We start from the raw sequence: 23,668 nt of genomic DNA, 5'->3' as shown, positions 1-23,668 counted from the left end.
ACTTCAAAGTCGTATTGAGGTACTTCAAAGTCGTATTGAGGTACTTCAAAGTCGTATTGAGGTACTCCAAAGTCGTATTGAGGTACTTCAAAGTCGTATTGAGGTACTCCAAAGTCGTATTGAGGTACTTCAAAGTCGTATTGAGGTACTTCAAACTTTGTCGCACCGCGATCAAGTACAGATGTACGACACATTTTTATTTTTTAGGCAAAACCTACGCAGTATTGCATCAAAATTGCTGTCATTCGCACAAGCCATAATTTTCAAGGCGACTTGTTGGCATACATCGCTAATACAAGGAGAAACCAAGCTAAGGGTAAAATCAGGGCGGAGGATCACAACAGCTAAGAGGAAAAATTATAGATGCCAAAAATATATAGTAAGTCGTGGTTGGATAATGATACAGTAGCCGCCTGGATTTTTCTTACACCAGCACTAATTTTACTGGGCGTTTTTATCATTTGGCCGATCGCTTATTTGTTCTACCTCAGTTTCACAGCTGGTAGTTTCACTTTAAAAGGTATTTATTGGATAGGCTTAAAAAACTATTCGCGCTTGCTACTCAACCCTGACTTCTGGCAAGTTTTGGGTAACACCTTTTATTTTACTGTTGCCACTATCATTCCCAGTTTAGTTATCTCTTTGGGATTGGCAGTGTTATTAAACCGTTCCATTCCTTTCCGGGGCATCTTGCGAAGTGCCTATTTTCTGCCTTCAATTATCTCACTTGTGGCAGCCGGGTTGGGATTTCGCTGGCTGTTTCAAACATCAGGGCCAGTGAACGGACTTTTTGATTTTTTCGGTATTCCAAACATAGCCTGGCTAGGAGACACATTTTGGGCAATGCCGGTAATTATTTTAATGAGTATTTGGAAACAACTCGGTTTCAATATGGTAGTTTTTTTAGCAGGATTGCAAGCAATTCCTCCCAGCCGTTATGAAGCAGCAGATTTAGATGGAGCAAATGCTTGGCAACAATTTTGGTATATTACTCTCCCGGGATTGCGCCCGACTGTGATATTCGCAGTCATCACTACCGCGATTTTTACATTGCGGAGTTTTGAGCAAGTTTTTGTGATGACTGGCGGTGGCCCACTGAATTCGACTAATTTGCTGGTTTACTACATTTATCAAGAGGCTTTTGCTCAATTTGATTTTGGTTATGCAGCAGCAGCAGCAACGGTGTTACTAGCAGTGACGATGGTACTAATTTATTTGCAACTACAAACTTGGGGAGAGGAGTAGGAGGCAGAGAGAAAGAGGCAGGGGAGGCAGGGGAGCAGGGGAGGTAGGGGAGGATTTTGGAAGTTGCTGAATAACCGTGTAAATATGCAATGGTAAAAAGTTTAGTGCATTTAGTTAGTAACAGCTAGAGTTTTTACTTTTTTTTATATAGGCTGCGATATTCCCAAGGATTAATAAATTTAGCATCGCTCCAAATGCCAAGGCGTTGTTCCTTGGCTTTAGCTTCGGCTTGTTGAACTAAGTCTTTGCTAGGACACTTGTTTAAATAGGGACGATACACTTTCGCTAAACCTTCTTGCAATAATACCTGTTGCACAAAAGTGCCATTTTTTAAACGAACTTCGGCAATTTTACGTCCATAGCGATCGCTATCGGTGATATTCAAAGTTACGCGATCGCCTCCTTGTTGCACCAGCTCTTGCACCCGTTCTTGAGCTTTCACACCCCAATCAAATTGGTTGCGATCGCTACTGCGTTTACTTTGCTTTTCTTTGTTAGTATGAGCTATTTCTGGCGCATCTACACACGCAAAACGCACAGTAAGATTTTTGCCATCAGCATCTTTTACTACTAAAGTATCGCCATCACTAACTCGCTCAACTGGTTCTCCAGAAGTAGCGATGAAGCGATCGCAGCCTATCAAACCCAAAATTAGGATAGTTGCACAAAGCCAAAATCGCACTGGTTTAGTTAATCTCTCCATCCAAAGTTACCTGCATTACCGCATTACCTATGTGGGATGATACTAGCAAAATACAAGGATATGTTTGTTAACCTTCGACATACTGCCACAGGCAATTGAAAATTCCAAATGGTAAGAGCCTCTGGCGGCACACTATAGAAAATGCGGATTAGTATAAGAATTGTAACCTTCAAATTGTCGGCGGGAATTTCTGATGAACTTCTTGACTCACGTTCTGCATTTAGCTGGTTCAGGTGCTTTTGCCTATTACTCTGCTGCTCAAATTCGTGATTCTAAAACCCGCCCTAACATCCTTGCGGGGTTTCAGTTGGCGGAATCTGGTTCTGTGCCGTTTTTATCTGCACTTAGCGATCGCGCCGCAGCCGAAGGTGATACATGGCTAGCCGAAAAACTAGCAAAACATGCATCAGATGAAACTAGGCATGGTAAAATTTTTGCCCATGCCTTACAACAGTTAAATAAACAAGTTATAGATTTCAAGGCTCAACCCCAAACTACATCTACAAAAAAATCACAACAGCGTAGTCCCTTTTTCGCAGCATTCTTTGAAGGCTACACCCAAGAACAGCTAAAACCGGCTGTCATTGACTGGGATGTGTTTATGGCTAGCACATACATTTTGGAGTTAGATGCTAGTAAAGACTTTACGCGAATGGCGAAAGCATTACCTGATAACGAGTCAACCGCTCGTAACTTGAAGTTAGGAATGTTAAATATTGCCCAAGATGAAACAGGACATGCTGCTTATCTTTACGAAGCGATGATGCGACGGATGTCTGCGACTGAAGTGCAAAAACTCGTAGATATGTGGCGAACCCGCAAAGTAAACGCCTTATTGGCAATGGTTGGCGGTATTCTCCAGGGCAATGGCGAAAGGCGATCGCTAGTCCAGGATAGTGCGCCGTCGGAAATCGATTCTGAGTTGGTAGCTACGTAATTATATAAACCTCATCTATGTTGAGAACCGTAGTTTTTGCCCTTACCCTAAATCCCTCTCCCTACTTGGGAGAGGGACTTCTTTTTGGCTCCCCGAATCCCAATATTGGAAGAAGGGGCTGGGGGATGAGGGTTTTTTTCTTTTCATACGCAAAGAACTACAGTTTTCAAGGTGGACGCGGTCTAATTCCACACTTCTTTCCTTGACGCACTATTCCCAAGTAGTTATTAACCTGTCGCTTTCTTCTCCCACCAATATAGTCTGTTTATTTACGCCAATCTGTACTACTAGTAGTACAGATTGGCGTAATTTTTAAAATTTATTAAATCTTTACTAAACTGGTAAAAACTTCAGTGGAAAAGGCATTGAAAAATTTGTGAATTAGCCTTATCGTACTTTAAGTATGTTTAATCTCTCGCCATAAAATAAAGTCAAAGTTCTTATGTAACAAGAATTTTGACCAATAATTCATGATTAATAGCATTGTGTTATAAAATCAAGGTTTTAACTTTATTCTTAATATAAGGTTTTAAAGTTAACTTCGATTTTTAGTAGGCGAAAGCGATGGAAGAGGGTTAACATAGTCGGACTTAAAACTATTAACACTTGTGACAAAAACTAATAACTCTACCAGCGCGTCTGTTGCACAAAAGGATGATTATCCAGGACGTGCTTACTTTATTCGGCATGGTGAAAGTACCAGCAACGAACGTAACATTTTTGCAGGAGTACTGGATGTTGACCTCACAGCATTTGGTAGGTTGCAGGCACGGCGTGCAGGTGTTGACATTAAGAAAAAAGGTGTGAAGTTTGATGCAGTATATGTATCTCACATGAGACGGGCGCGGCAAACTTGTGAAATTGCCCTTGCTGAAAGTCAAGCGTTGAAATCACCCGATATCCCTGTTGAGATTGACCATCGAATTAGTGAGAAATCCTTTGGCATCTTTGCGGGACGTAACTTGAATCTGCTGCGTCTTGCTTTGGGCTACGAAGGCTTCGAGGAAATGTTGCATTCACACAACGAAGCACCTCCGGCTGGCGAGAAGATTGCCCAAGTTTACGGACGCGCTGCTTCTTTCTATGAGGAGCGGATTGTACCGCACTTGCAACGGGGTGAAACTGTTTTAGTAGTGTGCCATCAATATGTATTGGAGCCTTTAGCACTTTATTTAAGTGATTTACCACCGACTGCTTATGAACACCTGAAACTCCCTAACGGTAAAGCTCTCAGTGGTGAGGAGCTAATCAAGTTTCGCGATAAGGAATCTGGTGGTGCAGCTTCCGTGCGTAAACAGATCAACGATCTGTCAATTATGTGGGCAATTTTGCTCTATGCTGCTGCGTTCTTACTGGGATGCTTGGTTAGGGCAATCAGCGCCTCCTCAGTCGGAATTCCCTCAGAACTATTTCGAGCGATCATCGTTGCCTGTCTGGCGGCTTCAACGTTTTATACTTACCTGGACATTGACTTTGCAGCGAGTAAACGCAAAGTAACTTCAACAGTGAAATATATAGTCTACGCCTGGATGTTGGTGAGATGGGTAGTTGGGCTACTTTTAATATTTTCTGGAATCTTGTATCAAAATCCGGGAGATTTGTACAAAGTTATGTGGGTGCTTTTTTGGATGGTTCCACCCGCCCTTACTTCCCCAGTTTTATCGGTACTCTGGGGCGGTAATCTTTATCCCTCGGCTATCTTATCAAGGACGTTATCAATCATCGCTCCAGCGGCACTGATTGTTACATTTGGTTTGGCAAAACAATTACCAATTAACAGTTCAAGCTTGATATTTTTCGGTGTGATTCTAATTGTTGGTTTAGCAATACCGGGAGCTTTAGCCCAAGTGTGGCGTGACAAATCTCCTGTTGAATCAAATCACCACAGTAAGAACTGGAAATTTATTGGAGTGCTTGCTGTCGCATTAATGGCTTTGGCAACTGGGTTTCAGTTTACTCCATCAACATTCCTGGGCGATTTATTTTTCTCAACGGATGCGAACCGTTCCCTAGCTTGTCTGCAACAACTAGCAGTAGCAACATTAGTCTTTATCTTAATCCGCGTCTTTGCCGCCTTAACTTCAGTGTTTACAAAAGGCAAGCTGATCAAAGCAGAAGCCAGAGATGCTTATATCCTGCTTGTTAATCCCAACTTTTTCCTTTGGGCTGCTCTTTTCCTCGGAGTTAGTGCAACTGCAAATCCTGAAGCCGTAAAATATGCAATTTTTTGGGCAGCGCTGGGGTTCTTCTGCATACCACTCGTCGAGCAGATATTGTTTATGAATTCATTTGGTAATGAATTATTGCGAGAAACACTGCGTTCTTCGAGAATGGCAACAGAAGATGTGAGAAAACTTTTTCATCAATTGGATACAGATGGCAGCAATGCACTCGAAAAAGACGAGATTATGGAGCTTTTAGGTCGAATAGAAGATATGACAACAGGCGAACGTAGCTCTGAAGATGTCAGGAGGTACGTAACTGATTATCTTTTCGCCACTCTTGACTCCGATAAAAATGGCACAGTCGAGTTAGCAGAGTTAGAAGAGTATGTATCAACCTATGGGTTGGTTGCTAACCTTAACGTTGTCTCTGCTGCTGCATCCCCGGTAGAAAGATAATTAATTATTGCTAAATCTACTGATTTAGCTGACAAAGACTTTTGAAATCCCATCATGAATGGGATTTCAAAAGTCTTTGCTTCTATCATAAAAAGTATTTTGTATCGCCATCAAATTATTCTTATAATATTAACATGATTTTGGAGAGGATACATTTTTACCTGCTAAATCGATAAAAAAACCTTGGTTAAAGTATTGGTAAATTAGGAAAAAATAAAGATGAAATTAGACAAATTTGTATTCGCACAAAATATGGCTTTCCTGATATCTATTCCACCGGAAAGCAATCTAGCTAAATTACTGGCTTTTTGTCTGACTACAAAAGCTGGAAAAAATACTCCAGGAACAAAAATATTGGAAATGACTTATGACTTAATAGAAAATCCATCTAAGTTACCTTATTGGACTCAAGACATTATGGGACAAGATTTAGATTACACTACTGAAGAGTGGAAAGCACTGGAAAATCTGGGTATTAAGAATGCTCATGATTTTATGGCTACTTTATGGCAAGAATTAGAAAAATTGAGTTTGTAAAAGAAAAAGTATGTCTTTAAATGTTGAACTTTTAGAGCAAAGCTTTGAAAAAGTTAAACCACGCGCTGATGAATTTGCAGCCAGTTTCTACGATAATCTTTTTCAAGCTCACCCAGAAATGAAACCACTGTTTGCTAAAACAGATATGAAAAACCAAGAGAAAAAACTATTAAGCTCTTTGGTTTTGGTAGTAGAAAATCTCCGTAACCCAGAAGCTTTAGAACCAGTTCTCAAGGCTCTAGGAGCTAGACACGTCGGCTATGGAGCTATTCCCAAATATTATGGACTAGTTGTAGAAGCACTACTGGTAACGTTGGAGCAATATCTCCAGCAATATTGGACTCCTGAAGTCAAAAAAGCTTGGCTAGATGCTTTTAGAGCTATTACTGCATTGATGTTAAGAGGCGCGGGAGAAGAATCTTCACCAAAACCTGTTCCATCGGAAAAAAAGACTGAAACTTTAGCAAAACCTGCAATATTAAAAACTGAAATCCAAAAAGAATATCAGCTATTTAAGTCCACAGCAGAACCAGAAAAAAAATCTCTGATATCAGTTCAGTTAGATGGTGAAATTTTAAAAAACATTATCAATGATTTTATCATTAATTATCAGCAATTTCAGACCAAAATATCAGAACAGCCATTAAGTGAAGTCCTCAAACAAATTCCCAAGAAACTTATTGATACTTTCTGGATAGCACCAACATGGTTAGTCTGTATAGTTTCAGTAGTTATTTTTACCGTAATTGTTGTAATTGTCGATGAGAATTCGCCGCTGGCAAAGGCTTTGGGTGCTGCTGATTCTATCAGTTTGGTGGTGGCGGTAGTTCTATTCATTAAAGAAGCTCCAGATCGCAGAAAACAATTTCATTATCAAGCCTGGAGTACGATTGATGCAGCACACGATGTGAAAGTTAGTTATGCCAGAATTTTGGCACTGCAAGATTTGAATAAGGATGGTATTTCTTTAAGAGGTTTGGATGCTCCTGGTGCAGAGTTAGTAGAGATTAATCTCTCCCATGCCAATCTGAGTAAAGCTAATTTAATGGAAAGCGATTTTACTAATGCCAATCTCAGCTATGCCAATTTAGATAATGCTAATCTCAGTCAGATTAAACTTAGTGGTGCAAATTTAAGTTATGCAAAACTGGGTTTTTCTCGATTGAATCAGGCTAATCTTAGTAGTGCAAATTTGAGTGGCGCTAATTTGATTTGTGCAGATTTGAGTCATACCAATCTAAGTGGTGCAGATTTGAGAGATGCTAGTTTGAGTGGTGCTAATTTGGAAGGAGCTTATCTAACTGGTGCGAATCTCAAGAATGCTAAAGTGAGCGACGATGAACTGAGTAATGCTTTCCTAGAAGGTGCGATTATGCCTAATGGCTCACGATATAAATCTTCACTTAGCGATCGTTAAAGTTATAAGTGACTCACGAATTTAACAACTCATATGACTCTCAGGTATTTACTTTAAACATAGAAATTTATTAAAAAATAGTCTATTTTAAAAGCGTGAAATTTCAAATAAAATAATAATGAATAAAGTCCTATTGAAGCATTATAATTTGTTAGATAAAATTCTCATTGCCAACGATAATTTATCAAAGCAAGTATCGAAGTAGATTTTATTTCAGAAACAAGGCAAAGAATATCAATAAAATTTATATGCAATTATTTAAGCAATTAAGTATAAAGACAAAACTCATAGTCATGTTGCTGGTAGTCAGCCTTTGCGCTATGCTCGCAAGCACCTTTACCTGCTCTAGTGCTGGTAAATCTCTTCTGACGGAAAAGGTCTTCAACCAATTAACCAGCCTTCGGGCTGCCAAAACTTATCAAATCGAAGATTATTTTGAAAACCTTTACATCCATAGCCAAACTTTAAGCGAAGATTTGACAGTCCTTAGTGCCATGCAGGAGTTTCAGACAGCTTACCGCGAAGTAGAAAAATCAACAGTACCAGCGGATTTTGACAAAAAAATTGATACCTACTACCAAACACAATTTCTCCCCAGACTGGCGCGAACTAGCGAAGGTTCGCCCGTTGTCGCATCTTACACGCCAAAAACAACTGCTGCCCGTTACCTACAGTACTACTACACCGTCGCTAACCCCAACCCCGTTGGCAAGAAACTTCTCCTTGACGACCCAGGCGATGGCAGCTCTTATAGCCGCGTTCACGCCCGCTACCAGCCGATTTTTCGCAATATAGTGCAAAAATACGGTTACTACGATATGTTTTTGATCGATCCCCAAGGAACCGTTGTCTACACGGTTTTTAAAGAAACCGACTTTACCACAAACTTTACTACCGGTCCCTACAAAGAGAGTAACCTAGCAGAAGCGATCGCCGCCGCACGAGTTGCAAACGGAAAGGGTTATGTGAAAGTAGTAGATTTTAAACCATATAGCCCTTCCTACGGTGCGCCTGCGGCTTTTATCGCGTCCCCAATCTTTAACGGCTCCCAATTTATTGGTATTTTGGCGTTCCAGCTTCCCGTTGACAAAATTAACAATGTGATGACTGGCAACAAACAGTGGAAACAAAATGGCTTGGGGGATTCTGGAGAAACTTATCTGGTCGGTTCGGATTATCTCATGCGCTCTGCGTCTCGTTTCCAAATTCAAAACCCAGAAGGTCATGCAAAAACCCTACGCTCTATCGGTACTGATGAAAAAACCATCAACAAAATCAAAGAGTTCAATACTACAATCCTCCTACAACAAGTGCAAACAAAAGCAGTAAAAGAAGCGTTGTTTGGGAAACAGGGTACGCAGGTAATCGATGATTATCGTAATATTCCAGTTTTGAGTTCTTATGCTCCACTAAATATTGATGGTTTAAGGTGGGTTATCTTGGCAGAAATAGATGTTTCTGAAGCTTATGCCCCAATTCACTCGTTTGAAAAAAGAGTTTTGATTGGGGCTACTTTAGTCATCGCGCTCATCACGCTTGTTGCCATGTGGCTGAGTGCAATATTTGTCAAACCCATCAATACTTTAATTAAAAGCGCTCGCAAGGTGGGAGCCGGAGAATTTGACGCGGTTGTAAAATCTGGTTCGCAAGATGAATTTGGAGAGTTAGCTAAATCATTTAACCAAACAATAGACAGCCTTCGCGCCGAAACTCAACAAATCGATCGGGAAAATCGCTCTAATGAAGCATTAGTCTTAAATATATTTAGTCCCGCAGTAGCCAAACGCCTCAAACAGGGCGATAGAGAAATTGCCGATCAGATTTCTAATGTCTCGGTCTTGTTTTCCGATCTCCATCGATTTACCAAGCTTTCTCAATCAATGTCCCCTCAAGAAGTTGTTGCCCTGCTGAATGAACTGGTAACTGGCTTTGATGAAATGACAGATAAATACGGCTTGGAGAAAATTAAGACCATTGGTGACGGTTACATGGCTGTATGCGGACTGAATGTGCCGCGTTTGGATCATGACAAACGCACGGTAGATTTTGCTTTGGAAATGCAGGCGTTTGTCCGCCGATTTAATTATGAAAAAGGTTTACATTTAGATGTGGAAATCGGCATCAATTCCGGAGATGTGGTTGCAGGTGTCATTGGTAAAAATAAATTGCTCTACGACGTTTGGGGCAATACTGTAAATACTGCCAATCGGTTGAAGTCTGCTTGTCCTGTAGGAGCAATTTTAGTTTCTCAAAATATATGCGATCGCCTGCGCGATATCTACGATTTTGAACTCTTTGGTGAAATTCAAGAACCTGGAAAAGAAAAGCTAGTGGGTTGGCAACTCAAAAGTTCTCAGCTTCAAGCAAGTGTTCAAAAAGAAGAATATGAATAATTTAAGCTTTTCAAACAACTGGCACACCTGGGCAATAATTGTCGGATTAGGGTTCCCACTCCTGGTAGTTTTATTAGGAGAAATTATTTATCATCTAAAAAGGCGCGGGAAACCGATGGCGGCTACGCTACGGGTTGTGAAAAACCTCGTTTTGCCCGTCTTAATGCTGATGCTTTTAATTAGGAATGTCTTAAAGCTTGACGTTAACGGGAATTTTGCCAAGCTCGTCCAAACGCTGTTTTGGATATCTGTTATCTACGCTTCTCTGTCGCTGTTTAATGTGATTTTGTTTGAAGAAGCAGAGGCAAATACATGGCGGGCAAGGATGCCCAAACTGCTGATCGACCTTTCTCGGTTGTTTTTGGTGCTTGTAGGTAGCGCGATCGTGCTGGCGGTGGTGTGGGGTGCAGATTTGGCAGGTCTTGCTACCGGATTAGGTGTTAGCTCGATTGTGATCGGTTTGGCGCTTCAGGACACATTGGGTAGCATCATGTCTGGCATTGCACTGCTTCTCGAACGCCCTTTTGGCGTGGGTGATTGGTTGCGCGTTGGCAATAGCGAAGACCAGGCGATCGAAGGGCAGGTAATTGATATCAATTGGCGATCTGTCCGCCTGCTAACTCTCCAGCGCCAGGTGATTGTCGTTCCCCATCAGTTCATTGGCAAAGAAATAATCCATAATTACAGCCAACCAGAACGCATTTATAACCAACGTATCAATATTGGCTTCTCCTACGATAGCCCCCCTAACCTCGTGAAGCAGGTACTACAAAGTACTGCTTTGGCTACACAAGGAATATTAGCCGAACCAGAACCAGAGAGCAAAACCACATCCTATGATGAGACTGCAATTATGTATGAGGTGGAGTTCTTTATCGAAAACTTTGAGGATGTAGAGCAGATACTTGATAGATTCATGACGCGAATCTGGTACGCAGCGCAGCGAAACAACCTGACGCTATATCGCTACCGATACGAGTTAGCTGTAAAAGCTGCTGATAAGGCAGATAGTGCTGCAACTAAGTTAAACCACTTGCACTCAATTCCCGGATTTATGCCTTTAACTAGGGAACCAAAAAATTTGGATGACTTAGCTAAGGGAACTATTGTACAACAGTTCGGTGCGGGAGAGAAAGTCATCCGGCAGGGCGAGCCTGGTAATGCTTTGTATATTATCATTGCGGGTCAGGCTCTAGTCACCGTCACAAACGAGTTTGGCATGGAATTGGAGGTAATGACTATCTTGCGTGGTGAGTTCTTTGGCGAGATGGCACTGTTTACTGGGGAACCGAGTCCGGTATCAATCAAAGCAGTTGACGATTTGCAAGTTCTTGTTATCTACTCAGATGCTGTAAATATGATGATTGAACGTCAACCAAGCTTGGGACGTGAGATCGGTCAAATTATCGAAGCGCGAAGCAAAGCGGTAAATATGGCTCAACAGGCAGATGTTTCGTCCAATGCTGAGGTTGAATTGCCTATTAAGATTTTGAAGTAATTGAGGTTTTTCAGCATTCCTAAAGGAATTAAGAAAAATTAGCAAACATTAGTTATGGAAGACCTAAAACAAGTAATAATCAGATAACTAGCGGTACTACCCAGTAAACCTGAGTCAGGTTCTTCCTACAAAAAAACTATGAAAGCTGAAGCAGAAAACCATCACAGGCTGACTTGTGAAGTAGAAACTACCCTAAAGGTAATTGGCGGACGCTGGAAAGTTTTGATTATTAGAGAATTAATGACTGGCGTCAAACGCTTTGGTGAGTTGCAACGGGCTTTACCTGGAGTTACGCAAAAGATGCTAACTCAGCAACTCAGAGAAATGGAGGAAGACGGTATTATTCATCGAGAAGTTTATCCCCAAATTCCGCCCAAGGTAGAATATTCACTGACGCCTTTAGGAGAAACTTTGCAACCAATTCTCTATGCTATGCATGAATGGGCTGTTCAACATTTAGCTCAAACAAATCACCATTAATATTGAGTATAGGTAATAAATAATAATTGCTAACTTGTAATTTGAGCTAGCAGATTTATCAGTACGGTTTTGAATTTTGAATTTATTAATTGTTTCTTAAATATTCAATCGCTGCCTCTAATTTTGAGGAGTAACTTTCAGCAAACCTTTCAAACCAAAGTCCTTCGGATGAAAGTGGATCTACTTTAGCTAACCATTCTTTTGCCTGCACTTTCAAAGCTTCTAGTTGTTTGGCTTTGAGTTGTTCTTGTCGAATTCGTTCTTGTTCTAGTTCTTGTTGTCTTTTTAACTCAATAGCAGCATCCTGTTGTGCAAAATCAGCCTGAACTTCTGCCAAAAGGTTATCTATGAAAGATGCCGACTTTGGCGATGATGGAATAAACGATTTGGTTGTGGCTGTTTTTGACTGCTGTTGTGGTTGTACTTCTTTGTATTCAGTTTGGAGTTCAGCTAATAGCTTATCAATGGAATCCATTTTTGTAATTCCTAATAAATAACATAGCTAGTCATTAATGGCATTGAGTAGGACTTCTGATAGACTCAAATCTTCCATATCTTCCATAGTAATGGTGTCACAGATATCAAACTTAGCACCAGCGCTTTGGAGTTCATCGTCTAATACTTTGAGAAAACGGGTAGCTTGTGGATCTGTGCCGACTTGAATGAAGGAAATAGCTAATTCTTCATCTCGATCAATGCGGCGAGAAGCTTCAATAATTACCTTCATTACTGCTTTGCGATCGTCCGGTTCACCATCAGTAACTACTAAAATTGTTTCACCATTTGGCTTGGTTTGACCTGCTGCTTTGCGTTGAAGGTAATCATCAGTTGCATGTTTTAATACACCTGCTAAGTCAGTTGTACCAGAGGGGTCATTTTCTTGGAAAATCTGCGCTACCTTGCCGGATGTCACATTTTCGTATCGTTTAAATTTACCAGAAAATACATAAATAGTAATGCCGTCTGGGTCAAATTGCTCACATTTACTAGCTAAAGCTAAAGTAGATTCTTGTGCTGCAACCCATCTAGTTCTACCACCCTTTTGATCTTTGGTTGCCATGCTGCCACTTTTGTCGATAATCAAGGTATAATCACGATTTTCTAGCATTATTCAATTCTCCAATTAAGAGTCAATTAATTTTGGATTTTGGATTTTAAATTTTAGATTAACCGTTAACCTAAAGGTAGGGTATTGAAAAGAAATTTGGGAATGGAATTTTCATAGTTGAAACTAGATTTAAATTTTAAATCCTTCAATTTAAAATCTAAAATTAGTTATTGGACTATGCACGATCAACACATTAGTCAGTGATTGCATTGGTCAATACATCTACAAGGCTCATATCTTCTAAGTCGTCTAAAGTAACCGTGTCACAAATATCAAATTTAGCACCAACACTTTGCAATTGGTCATCCAAAGCTTTGAGGAACTTAGTTGCTTGGGCATCTGAACCCACTTGAATGATTGAAATTCCTAATTCTTCATCACGTTCCATTTGGCGAGTCGCATGAATGATCACTTCAAACACAGCTTTGCGATCGTCTGGTTCACCATCAGTAATGACTAAAATTGTCTCTCCGTTTGGCTTACTTTTATTGGCTGCTTTGCGTTGAAAGTAGTTATTGAGGGCATCCTGAAGTACAGCTGCTAAATTTGTCGTCCCAGAAGGGTCATTTTCGAGAAATATTTGTGCGACTTTAGCTGAAGTGACATCATCGTAACGTTTAAATCTACCGGAAAACACGTACACCGTAATGCCATCGGGGTCAAACTGTTCGGCCTTTCTTGCCAAAGCCAGAGTAGACTCTTGGGCGATGTCCCATCTACTTCTACCACCCACTTGATCGGGTGTGGACATACTACCGCTTTTGTCAATAATTAATGTGTAATCGCGATCGCTCATCATAATATTCCTCTGATTGTTACCCTGTGGTTCTAGTCTAGTCTACGAATTTGACGATACCGTAAGCATTTTAAGGTTTCGTATCAATCCTGCTACTCATTTGCTACTCAAAAACGCTATGCTTTACCTGGTTTTGAGCGATCGCGCTACTCAAATGCTACTCATTTGGCTGTCAGGATTGATGTTTAGAGACTATCTTGCAGGAAATTACATGCATCTCTATGGAATGTCTAATTGAAATAATCTCTTTCTTGCTTGGTAAAAAAACATAATTTCGGAAAACTTACTTGGTTAAGCGTATCCTTTTAATAAAGTTTAAAAATATAACTTATAGTGGCGTGGCATGACTGCTGTAAATGCGTTGGCGTAGCCCGCCGCAGGCATTGCCTAGTTCCCAATCCCCTGAAAAAACCAAAAGTTAGTAATTAATTTGGTTTGCTCAGGGTATAACTCATCTCATCTCTACAAAAAAGTCTTGCTTTAAGGATGAGACTGGTAATTATTTTGTCAGCTAAATACCTCCACTTCTTGAGGAACCTTCATTTGGTCGAGAATTCCCCAAATTTCTTGTAACATCGGCTCTAACCCGGTGCGGGTAACTGCTGAAATCAGAAAAACCGGGGCGTAGGAGAGATGATTAAGTTGGGTGGCTAACGCCTCCAAATCGACAGTTTCCCGATCAACTGCATCAATTTTGTTCAGCGCCAAAATTTGCGGGCGTTCTGCTAAACCCCGTCCATAAGCTTTTAATTCTTCATTAATTGTGTTGTAGTCTCTAACCACATCATCACTAGTAGCATCAATCAAGTGAAGTAGTACTCGCGTGCGCTCAATATGGCGCAAGAAATCGTGTCCCAATCCTGCACCATGAGATGCTCCCTCAATTAGTCCAGGAATGTCGGCGAAAACAGTACCATCGCCAGTAGGTTTACGTACTACACCCAAATTTGGAATCAGGGTAGTAAAAGGGTAGTCTGCGATTTTTGGACGTGCAGCTGATAAAGATGAAATTAAAGTGGATTTACCAGCATTTGGTAAACCAATAATTCCCACTTCTGCCAAAAGCTTCAACTCTAGGCGCAGCTGCTTTATTTCTCCTGGTAATCCTGGGAGGGCGTATTCTGGAGCGCGGTTACGGTTACTCAAGAAATGCTGATTTCCTAGTCCACCTTTACCACCTTGAGCAATCAGTAAAGTCTGCTTAGGCTCAGTTAAATCGCCTAGCAATTCGCCAGTTTCAGCATCATAAATGGTTGTACCACAGGGAACTTCGATGATTAAATCCTTTCCTCCTGCTCCAGTGCAGTTATTTGGCCCACCACGAGTCCCTTTTTCTGCCTGAAAGCGATGGTTATATCTGAAGTCCAGCAAGGTTTGTAGGTTTTCGTCGGCAACAAAAAATACCGAACCGCCTTTTCCCCCATTACCACCAGAGGGGCCACCAGTCGGCACGTATTTTTCTCGCCGGAAGGCGACAATACCATCGCCGCCTTTACCAGCTTCAACTTCAATTTTTGCTTGATCAATAAATTGCATACTTAAGTAATAGTGAGAAGTGAGGAGTTAGGAATTTAGGAGTTACAAATTATAACTCCTCACTCTCCACTTTAACTAAATATATGGTGAAACATCTTCACCACATTTATCTGCCAGGTAAGAGAGGGCGCGGAAACGTAAGCCCACTAGTTGCTCATACAAGGGGTTGATTTTACACATCGGCGGTATGTGGACAATCTTTCGTCCAAATAAGGTGACATCTCGCTCAAAGGGACACTGGGAGGGAATCATTTTACACAAAAAGCGGGCTACTCTTGGGTCTTGGATATCTAACCTATCCAGCCAGTCGCGCAGGGGGTGTAGTGCATCAATTTGACGCTTTGTAAGCCCACTGCTGGCAATAGTGGGGGTAAGCAGTGGGTGTTCTAGGGTGTAGCGAAGGGCTTCTAGTAAATTTTCTGGCTGTTCTAAGGCTTGGCAGAACTGATGCAGAACCTGATCTTCGCTAGGAGAATAAGTACCATCTGCGATCGCTACCATGATCGCAGTCCTTAAGAAATTTTCCGATGCTGGCGTACCTTTACCCAAGACTGCGGCTAATTCTTCTGGCGTAATTACCTCTAGTGAGTCGAATTTAATCTTAGGAGCTAATTCATTTTTGGTGATGCTGGCAATTAATTCCTGTTCTTGGGCATCAAAATTACCATCTGCCCAAGCAATGGTGAGCAGTCCACGCAACCAAGCGGCAATCTGTTCGTTGCTGTATGGGGATTGAACGGTACTTGTCATAAACTCACGTCTCAAGCTTTCCTCAGTCACTACTAAGCTACCCTACCCAGCGACTAGGAAGATAGTGGAGGCAATACACAATAATTAAGAAAGTGCGTAGGCGTAACTGCCTTCAGAAATAAACCAGAGAAGTTTTCAAATCCCAATAGTCGGTCTTGGGGTAAAATCCATCTGAGCTAATCTTGATAATTTTTCTATTTAAACTAAAAAGGAAAATTTAATCTTTGTTGTGGAGATATTAATGAATAAAAGCAAAACTCACCTCAGCATCATTGCAGAAAAACTACTAACTCCCTCTGGGCTAGAGTTTGTGAGCTTCAGGCACCATATCCAATTATAGTAGATCCTAAATCATCTGAGATGATTACAACGTACCCGCTTCAGGTTGCTGTAGGTATCGCTAACCAATTTGATTAACCTACTTCTGCAAAATCTTCTCAGATAAACTGTTATTTATGAGGAATTATCACCCACAGATGGTTACGCACCTACACAATAAAGGTATACGTGATGTTTTTATTTGGCATTGAGCATGAAGTCGCTTTTCTAAATAAAGAAGGAAAATTTGCTGATTTTTCCCATACCAAATTTGCTGATTTCAATCAAATTATTGAAAAGCTACCTACATACCCCAGCGACTATCCTCAACTACGCATAGGGGATGCGGGTATTAAGATGAAAAGATGGTACATTGAGGGATTTGAAAGATTTGCAGATTCCGATAAAGTGATAGACTGTCATGCAAAAGGTATCGAAATTAGAACGACTATACATTCTAATATTCAAGACGCTATTACTGAATTATCAGAAAGTTTTCACTTACTACGTGAAGTTACTGCAAACTTTGGTTTCTCACCTGTTTTAGTCAGTTTTAATCCATACAATCCGGTTTTTGAACCTCATCCCCCATTAAACGATTACGAAATTAAAGAGCTACAGGCTTATCCTGACGAGCAAACTGCTAATATTCACATGGTATCGTACGGGCCAGATTTGAATATTTCAGTGGTAAATTTGTCTACTGAAGATGTGATTGATATTGGCAGAAAGTTAACTTATTATAGTCCTTATATCGTCCCTTTTAGTTATAGTTCCCCTTTTTATAACGGAACTTTATGGGATGGGCTATCGGTACGAACATTTATCAGAACCGGGAAAAGACCAGCAGCCCTAGTTTTTGTTCAAAAACAGGAACAATTGATTAATAGCATACCTTCCTTAACAAAAATCGCCCGCATTCCGGCGGAGGTGGGACGCATTGAATTTAAGGCTTGTGATAGCTGTGATGATTTTTATATATATGCAGCTTTGCTAACACTATTAAAAGGTTTGGTGTTAGATAAAGCTTTGCTGGGTAGAGCAACTGTACCCGATGCAATGTTACATCAAGTTTCTGCAAAAGAAGGGTTTGACAATGAGGATATTTTTGAGAATGCAACAAAAGTCTTGCAAGCAGCCGAAGTTGCTTTAGGAGATGACCCAGATATTCATTATTTAACGCCGTTAAAAGTAATGCTAGCGAAGCGAAAAACAAGATCCCATGAATTAATAGAAATGTTCCATCGTGTAAGTTCGATAGAAGAGGTAATAAAACAGACTTATCAAGTTTAAAATAAATTAGCAATGGTGACTCTTACAGGAATGTTTGAAAAGTTATTCAGGTTGTCTGCAAATGGTAAAAGTTGCCTCAAGCGCAGTGGCAATTTTTACAAAACCTCACTTGTAAGCGTATAAGCGAAATATCATGATGCATACATGGGCTACGCCTGTGCTGATTGCTTCACATTTTATAACAAACATTGATTATCCTTGTCTCAAAAGGTCAATTTCTACCAATTTGCTTGCAGAAACCAAACTATATTAATAAGTCGATATACCTGGAGACTGATTTTATTATAACTAAAGATATAGTAAATTTCATTCTGGAGATTGATGCAGGCATTAGCATTTTCAAAGTACAAGTAGAAACAAGGAACCTTGAAAGAAGATTGTCAATATAAAAACGTAATGATTTTGCTAAAGAATTAAGGTGATATTCTGCTTATTATCCCTTAACTAGTTCGATGCAGAAATCCTAAGACAATTTCTTCGTCAGGTTCGTTTCTAAAAAACTTTCAGATTGAAGGGTAGCTGGCTATTTTTATTATTGCTCTTTACCAAGTAAAATGTGATCTGCCACTATTTTCAGTCAAAGTTCTGCGTTGTTAAAGCTGTTATTGAGGATTTCAAATGAAAATTATTGCTTCTGTCTTAAGTCCAGTACGCTTCCTAGTTGTGGCTTTTACTTGCGCCTTACTATTGTTATCTAGTGCTTTTCCTGCTTTTGCGATCGATAGCTACCAAAGTGAACCTGAGGAAGCTACTACACAATTGCTTGACATTCAAGCAAAAACTGACGAAGCCGCTAAAGCACCACCAATAGGATTGAGAAAGACTCAAAAAGAGACCAACGAAGGACTTAATGAGGTTCAGGGAGCTGCTGATATTAACCAGCAGAAGCGTCCAGATAATTCCCAGGCTGCAACCTCAGTGGAAGAAAATATAAAGAATGCATTGGAGAAAGTTACAGGTAAGAAGTAAATTAATCGCTTTGGTAATCTTTCGGTAGTAATGGGTGATTGCGTAAATGCAGTCACCCATTACTAATTAGTATTGTTAACCTGGTGACTACAATTTAATTATAAAAATATGTTCACTCTGAGTATCTATGGCGAAACTGGGTTTGCATAGTTTTGATTAAAGATATCTTAATTAATAATTATATTTAGTGAATTTTGCTGTTGTAGGCAAAAAAATCAATAAAGTTCGCTAATTACTAGAATATTGGCTTAACACTACCTATTAAGACATAGGCATAATTATGAATTTAGTAATTAATTTAAGCTCATAATGTTACCTTTGGTTGATGTGGAATCTGTCTGAAATTTGAGAAGTTAGTAGATAAGTTTGCTTAGGGATGGAAAACAATGCGTTCGATAAACATTGGTTTGACTGAAGAACAGCGTCAAGGTGTAATTAATCTGTTAAATCAAGATTTGGCAGACGCTTATCTACTATTGGTGAAAACCAAAAAGTATCACTGGGATGTCGTTGGGCCTCAGTTCCGCTCTTTGCACCAGCTTTGGGAAGAACACTACCAAACGCTGACTCTAAATATTGATGCTTTAGCAGAGCGGATTCGTGCTTTGGGCGGTTATCCAGTTGGCACATTGGAAGGATTTCTCAAGATTGCTACCCTCAAGGAACATGCTGGTAGTGTTCCCACATCTACAGGGATGGTATCTAATCTAGTGAATGATCACGAGCAAGTTATTCGGAACTTAAGAGACCATGTAGATCAGTCTGGTGACCAGTTCCACGATCAGGGAACTGCTGACTTTCTGACTGGACTGATGGAACAGCATGAGGAAATAGCTTGGATGCTGCGTTCATTCATTGAAGGTGAAGCACTAGGCCCAGATGGTAGACAGCCAGCAGAAGGGGCTAAGACTCCCGTAGGTGTGTAGCTCACAACGTCTGAAAGAGGATGGTTCTGTGTAAAACCAGTTAGAAGGAGAAATCAATCCTCCTTCTAACTGCTGTGAAGAAATTAATCTGCCTGCATCTACCTATTCGCCATATTCATTGCAAAAACAAGATAATACAAACCAAACAGGGGGTTTTAAGTGTCAGAAGTATATAAAGCAGAACGGACTATCTCTGCTGTATTTAAGGAACAGAAGCAAATTGATGATGTCATTCGGCGCTTATTAGACAGGAGTGTGCCTAGAGATCATATTTCGGTCATGGGTAGAAATTTCCAGTCCGAAACTAGAATTGCTGGCTTTATTAGTAAAAAAGATGTGATTTTGGGTGGTTTGAGAACAGGGGCAGTTTTTGGTTCCTTGTTTGGTTCCTTTCTCAGCTTGCTCACTGGTGTAGGCGTACTATTTATTCCCTTTGTCGGCCCAATTGTGGCAGCAGGGCCTATTGGTGCAGTGCTGTTGGGGGCTGCTAGTGGAGCGATCGCAGGTAGTGCAGGTGCTGGTTTAGTATCGGTTCTAACTACTTTGGGAATGTCAGAAGATAAAGCGGCGATCTACCAAACCCGCTTACAAGCTGGCGAATTCTTAGTGATGGCAGAAGTACCAAGCGATCGCACTGGCGAATTTCAATTGTTGCTCGAAAGTGCTGGTGGCGAAGAAATTCACACAATTGAAAAAACCTTTGCTCGCCCTTGTCCTGGACAGTGCAACAGCCCAGAAGACTTGTCTCCTGAAGTTCGCGCTCATCTTTCTGATGAAGCTCAACGCACATTCATTGAGCGCTACAATACTGTCTTCAATGAGAAAAATGATGAGTTCACTGCTGAACAAGCTGCTTGGGAGTCTGTTCATCAGCAATATGATGAAGATGAAAACGGCGTTTGGTCAAAAGCTAAGGTTAAAGCTTGAAGATTTCCAAAAAATAAATTATCCAATTGTATCGGGTGGGTAATCCTGCCAGATTTTCTTGAAGTTAAGGGCGGGCGAGATGCCCACCCTACAATCAGATGAATAGACTTCTTGCATAAGTCGGGAAAAGGGGAAGGTGGGGCCCCCTCTGGGGATAAGGGGCGGGGGGAAGGGGAAAAAGTTCTGTATCGTCCTTTTCCCCTTTAACATGAACCCTTTTCCCCAAGAGTGCAAAAAGCACTTTTGCCAAGAGGTCTAATATAGATATATCTGCGGTTTTAAATCTTCATTAGGGCAGTTTATAGCTACCAACACGCAGATTTAACTGACCTTGGAGCGGGTTCTGGCTGAATATAAATGCACCTTCTTCACTTTCCCCGCTAGATAAAAAGTCGATTTGTTGCTCTCCTGTTTCTGTCACTTTGCCGTTAATTAATAACTCAGCCATAACTTGAACTGACTCGGCTGTGTCTCCTCCACTATTGACAACTTCAAAGGGAACATAAAATTGCCCATTAATTTCCCGAATTGTTTGTTTTTTGCTAACAGAAAGGATGGGAGGTTGATCCTTTTCGTTCAGCCAAGTGTAGCCCACCAAGCTTACAATGATTACTAGGATAAGTGAGGCGACGCTGAATGTTACCCACTCTGCAATTGAACGCTTTGGTTGTTCTGTTTTAGTCATATTGCTAACCTTCCAGCTGCACCGCCAATAGTTGCAGGTAAACCCAGCATCAAGGTGTGATCTAACCACATTGTCCAAGGGTCGCTAAAAGTTAACTTTTGAAAAAACCACAGCATAAAAGCGCTCGCTAGCAATGATACTAGGTAGGACATAATGGTTTCGCTTGATGGTCGTTGGAAAATTCCCTTTTGCTGTTTCCGCTTTTGCTGGTCTGAAAAGCCAGCCTGAAATACAATGCCATAAGAAATCAGCAAAGATGTGGCGATCATTGCCAACTGCCAAGGTGGTGAACCTGCGGCTGCAAGCATAGGAATTTCATCTGTTGGAGCAATGTTAAATGCAATTATGGTTGCACCAATCAAAGTTCCACCGACATCAGCAAAGGTAGCTTGTAATTGATCCTCTTTGTTCTTGGCTGTGCTGTTTACCCGATCGCTTCCTTGTGCCTCTGCATTCCCATTTCTAGTATCTCCTAAAAGCTGGTTGGCTAATGCTACACCGAGAGTGAAAGGCACACTTTCAAAGATGATTTTACCTAAAGATTCCTTTAAGGAAGTTTCTGGCGTCAATTCTCGCAATAGTAGCAGTACAAAGGCACAGCAAGCTAGCCCGATCGCGATCGCTTCTACGGTATCCATTGCGGCTTGAGCAGTTACCCAACTATCTCTGCGTTTCCGAAAGCCTTCTGTCTGATTCAGCAAGTAAACCACAATAAACATGAATGCGATCGCCATCATCATCAGTTGTGGTTTTACCAACGATCCAATCCACCAAACCTCCATTGTATAAAGTAAAGGTATACCAAATAAAAAACCTCCGCAAGCACCCCGAATGATGTCATTAATTTCACTCTTCCATATATTTTGTTGACGTTTTGTTGTCACTCCTTTACTTTCCTTTTGTTGAAAATTTGCTTTGACTTATACTAATTTTCTATGAAGGTGCATATAGCAGTCCTAAATCCTTCGTGAAAAGTTAGATCCCCGGCTTCTTTAAGAAGCTGAGATTTGGACACCTATTTTCATATTTTTAAAAGTGGGTATTCTGTCGCACCCCGTATCTATCTTAAGATACATAATCTAACAAATTCTTCTTTCGGTTGATGGAAGTCAAAAATAATACACTACTGTTAGTTTGTGTAATAGCTGAATCAACTACAAGCTGGAAATAAAAACTATGAGTGCTGAAAAAAGAATAGAAGCTACTGCAAAAAATATTGAAGGGAAAATTCAAGAAGTTGTGGGTGAAATAACCGGCAATCCACAAGATAAAGCTGAAGGACAAGCAAAGCAAGCCCAAGCCCAAGCTACTCACACTGTAGAAAACATTAAAGACGAACTGAAGAAAGCTTTAGATTAATTTAGTTTTTGCAGTGTAAATATAAATATTAGACTAGCGATGATTCATTACTCGTAGTCTAACGTTAATTACTCCACTTACTTTGAGAAAGTGGAGTTTTTGTATCGGCTTCTTTTGAAATACTTTTAAGATGGGAAAATATCAAGAATCATTGGGAGGAATCAATCGTTATGACTGTTATTCTTGCTAAGTGGACGATTGACGAATATCACCGCATGATTGATGCTGGCATTTTGAGCGATCGCAAAGTTGAACTACTTAAGGGAGAAATTGTCGAAATGTCCCCAGAAGGAGAACCCCATGCTTATTGTAGTGATGAATCTGGTGAGTATCTAGCAAAGTTATTGGCTGAACGCGCCAAAATTCGTCATGCCAAGCCTATCACATTACCTAAGGACTCAGAACCAGAACCAGATATTGCCATTGTCCAACGTTTAGGACGGGAGTATCGAGAGCATCATCCCTATCCAGAAAATATTTTTTGGTTAATTGAGTATGCTAACTCCAGTTTAGAAAAAGATTTAGAGAGAAAAAGCAAAATCTACGCAGAAGCAGGTATTTTAGAGTATTGGGTTGTCAATCTCAAAAAGCTACACCTAGTAGTGTTTCGAGAAATCTTAGATGGAGAGTACGCGACAAAATTGACATTCACTGCGGGAACAATTCAACCTCTGGCGTTTCCAGATATTTCTGTTGCAGTGGAACAGATTATTAATAGTTAAGGTAATTACAATATCTTTTGATGAAAGCATATTCAATTGCTCTTCGCAAAAAAATAATATAGCGATCGCAGGCATACTTAACTACATTGATACGAGGAATGCCATATTTTTTCTTTAGAGAAAAAAGCTTAACTCAACTGTATTGCACCTTAATACTCCATAAAGGGCTACGCTGTACACACAAGTCTAAAATAGTTTACTCACTGAGTTTTTGTGTTAGTTTTACCCCACCATAACCCTCCCCTTATAAAGAGGAGGGGACTAGATCGTATTTGACAGAGTTATTGAATCAAAATCTGACAGCTTAAAATACTCATGACTTCATGTGGATTACCTGTTGATAGTAGGGTAATCCAATCAGCAACGTTGGCATAGCCGAGAATTTGCAACAAATGAATTGTGTTGGTGACGGCTTTTGGTGAACCAATCAATAAATGTTTAATCGGTT

General features: G+C 40.5%; 23 protein-coding genes. 14 read left to right on the top strand and 9 right to left on the bottom strand.

Translation table 11 applies throughout. From position 1 onward, the window contains the following. The coding region (locus RMY00_RS35480; protein WP_322652041.1) for a hypothetical protein at window positions 1-194 on the bottom strand (194 nt) is incomplete at its 3' end. A 169-nt stretch (window positions 195-363) separates the two neighbouring features. Between RMY00_RS35480 and RMY00_RS35475 the strand changes: the two genes are divergently transcribed. Further along, window positions 364-1,245: a sugar ABC transporter permease gene (locus RMY00_RS35475; RefSeq protein WP_322652040.1), complete on the top strand. Its 882-nt coding sequence runs from the start codon at window positions 364-366 to the stop codon at window positions 1,243-1,245. A 133-nt stretch (window positions 1,246-1,378) separates the two neighbouring features. Here the strand turns inward: RMY00_RS35475 and RMY00_RS35470 are convergent, their stop codons facing one another. Further along, window positions 1,379-1,948, bottom strand: coding sequence for a thermonuclease family protein (locus RMY00_RS35470; protein ID WP_322652039.1), 570 nt, complete (start codon window positions 1,946-1,948; stop codon window positions 1,379-1,381). Between the two features lie 193 nt (window positions 1,949-2,141). On the opposite strand from RMY00_RS35470, the gene RMY00_RS35465 reads away from it, so the two are divergent. The 7 genes from RMY00_RS35465 (at window position 2,142) to RMY00_RS35435 (ending at window position 11,831) form a co-directional block, all read left to right on the top strand. Further along, a complete protein-coding gene (locus RMY00_RS35465; RefSeq protein WP_322652038.1) occupies window positions 2,142-2,885 on the top strand; it encodes a ferritin-like domain-containing protein in 744 nt (247 codons plus the stop codon). A 608-nt stretch (window positions 2,886-3,493) separates the two neighbouring features. Further along, a complete protein-coding gene (locus tag RMY00_RS35460) occupies window positions 3,494-5,506 on the top strand; it encodes a histidine phosphatase family protein (RefSeq protein WP_322652037.1) in 2,013 nt (670 codons plus the stop codon). Between the two features lie 219 nt (window positions 5,507-5,725). Further along, window positions 5,726-6,043, top strand: a complete 318-nt coding sequence (locus RMY00_RS35455; protein WP_322652036.1) for a hypothetical protein — start codon at window positions 5,726-5,728, stop codon at window positions 6,041-6,043. Between the two features lie 10 nt (window positions 6,044-6,053). Continuing rightward, window positions 6,054-7,460, top strand: a complete 1,407-nt coding sequence (locus RMY00_RS35450; RefSeq protein ID WP_322652035.1) for a pentapeptide repeat-containing protein — start codon at window positions 6,054-6,056, stop codon at window positions 7,458-7,460. A 248-nt stretch (window positions 7,461-7,708) separates the two neighbouring features. After that, the gene (locus RMY00_RS35445; RefSeq protein ID WP_322652034.1) at window positions 7,709-9,853 is read left to right on the top strand and encodes an adenylate/guanylate cyclase domain-containing protein; all 2,145 of its coding nucleotides are present in this window, start codon (window positions 7,709-7,711) and stop codon (window positions 9,851-9,853) included. After that, complete coding sequence (locus RMY00_RS35440; protein WP_322652033.1) at window positions 9,846-11,351, top strand: mechanosensitive ion channel family protein; 1,506 nt, start codon at window positions 9,846-9,848, stop codon at window positions 11,349-11,351. Before RMY00_RS35445 ends, RMY00_RS35440 begins: the two co-directional genes overlap by 8 nt. A gap of 138 nt (window positions 11,352-11,489) precedes the next feature. After that, window positions 11,490-11,831, top strand: coding sequence for a helix-turn-helix domain-containing protein (locus RMY00_RS35435; RefSeq protein ID WP_322652032.1), 342 nt, complete (start codon window positions 11,490-11,492; stop codon window positions 11,829-11,831). An 85-nt stretch (window positions 11,832-11,916) separates the two neighbouring features. On the opposite strand, the gene RMY00_RS35430 is transcribed toward RMY00_RS35435, so the two are convergent. The 5 genes from RMY00_RS35430 to RMY00_RS35410 all read right to left on the bottom strand — a co-directional run bounded on the left by RMY00_RS35430 (window position 11,917) and on the right by RMY00_RS35410 (window position 16,021). Further along, entirely contained in the window at window positions 11,917-12,306 is a 390-nt protein-coding gene (locus RMY00_RS35430) for a salt stress protein, Slr1339 family (protein WP_322652031.1), read from the bottom strand. Window positions 12,307-12,333: 27 nt separating this feature from the next. Beyond that, complete coding sequence (locus RMY00_RS35425; RefSeq protein WP_322652030.1) at window positions 12,334-12,939, bottom strand: VWA domain-containing protein; 606 nt, start codon at window positions 12,937-12,939, stop codon at window positions 12,334-12,336. 193 nt (window positions 12,940-13,132) lie between these two features. Beyond that, window positions 13,133-13,738: a VWA domain-containing protein gene (locus RMY00_RS35420; protein ID WP_322652029.1), complete on the bottom strand. Its 606-nt coding sequence runs from the start codon at window positions 13,736-13,738 to the stop codon at window positions 13,133-13,135. A gap of 504 nt (window positions 13,739-14,242) precedes the next feature. Beyond that, on the bottom strand, window positions 14,243-15,271 hold the full coding sequence (gene obgE / locus RMY00_RS35415) for a GTPase ObgE (protein WP_322652028.1): 1,029 nt from the start codon (window positions 15,269-15,271) through the stop codon (window positions 14,243-14,245). A 75-nt stretch (window positions 15,272-15,346) separates the two neighbouring features. Next, entirely contained in the window at window positions 15,347-16,021 is a 675-nt protein-coding gene (locus RMY00_RS35410) for a Mo-dependent nitrogenase C-terminal domain-containing protein (RefSeq protein WP_322652027.1), read from the bottom strand. Between the two features lie 510 nt (window positions 16,022-16,531). Here RMY00_RS35410 and RMY00_RS35405 point away from each other — a divergent pair. The 4 genes from RMY00_RS35405 to RMY00_RS35390 all read left to right on the top strand — a co-directional run bounded on the left by RMY00_RS35405 (window position 16,532) and on the right by RMY00_RS35390 (window position 20,454). Beyond that, window positions 16,532-17,632, top strand: a complete 1,101-nt coding sequence (locus tag RMY00_RS35405; protein WP_322652026.1) for a glutamate--cysteine ligase — start codon at window positions 16,532-16,534, stop codon at window positions 17,630-17,632. 618 nt (window positions 17,633-18,250) lie between these two features. Beyond that, a complete protein-coding gene (locus tag RMY00_RS35400) occupies window positions 18,251-18,601 on the top strand; it encodes a hypothetical protein (protein WP_322652025.1) in 351 nt (116 codons plus the stop codon). A gap of 386 nt (window positions 18,602-18,987) precedes the next feature. Next, the gene (locus tag RMY00_RS35395; protein ID WP_322652024.1) at window positions 18,988-19,527 is read left to right on the top strand and encodes a Dps family protein; all 540 of its coding nucleotides are present in this window, start codon (window positions 18,988-18,990) and stop codon (window positions 19,525-19,527) included. Window positions 19,528-19,686: 159 nt separating this feature from the next. Continuing rightward, window positions 19,687-20,454, top strand: coding sequence for a ChaB family protein (locus RMY00_RS35390; protein ID WP_322652023.1), 768 nt, complete (start codon window positions 19,687-19,689; stop codon window positions 20,452-20,454). A 289-nt stretch (window positions 20,455-20,743) separates the two neighbouring features. Here the strand turns inward: RMY00_RS35390 and RMY00_RS35385 are convergent, their stop codons facing one another. Both RMY00_RS35385 and RMY00_RS35380 read right to left on the bottom strand, forming a co-directional pair. Further along, complete coding sequence (locus tag RMY00_RS35385; RefSeq protein ID WP_322652022.1) at window positions 20,744-21,139, bottom strand: TIGR02588 family protein; 396 nt, start codon at window positions 21,137-21,139, stop codon at window positions 20,744-20,746. Then, the gene (locus tag RMY00_RS35380; protein WP_322652021.1) at window positions 21,136-22,023 is read right to left on the bottom strand and encodes a TIGR02587 family membrane protein; all 888 of its coding nucleotides are present in this window, start codon (window positions 22,021-22,023) and stop codon (window positions 21,136-21,138) included. Before RMY00_RS35380 ends, RMY00_RS35385 begins: the two co-directional genes overlap by 4 nt. A 292-nt stretch (window positions 22,024-22,315) precedes the next feature. Here RMY00_RS35380 and RMY00_RS35375 point away from each other — a divergent pair, with 292 nt between their 5' ends. Both RMY00_RS35375 and RMY00_RS35370 read left to right on the top strand, forming a co-directional pair. Next, the gene (locus RMY00_RS35375; RefSeq protein WP_322652020.1) at window positions 22,316-22,498 is read left to right on the top strand and encodes a CsbD family protein; all 183 of its coding nucleotides are present in this window, start codon (window positions 22,316-22,318) and stop codon (window positions 22,496-22,498) included. A 170-nt stretch (window positions 22,499-22,668) separates the two neighbouring features. Further along, on the top strand, window positions 22,669-23,220 hold the full coding sequence (locus RMY00_RS35370; protein WP_322652019.1) for a Uma2 family endonuclease: 552 nt from the start codon (window positions 22,669-22,671) through the stop codon (window positions 23,218-23,220). The last annotated feature ends 448 nt before the right edge of the window (window positions 23,221-23,668 follow it).

It is taken from the genome of Nostoc sp. ChiVER01 (assembly GCF_034531155.1).
Classification (GTDB): Bacteria; Cyanobacteriota; Cyanobacteriia; order Cyanobacteriales; family Nostocaceae; genus Nostoc.
Note: the sequence above shows the minus strand (reverse complement) of the source record. Positions and strands in the feature narration are given on the sequence as shown.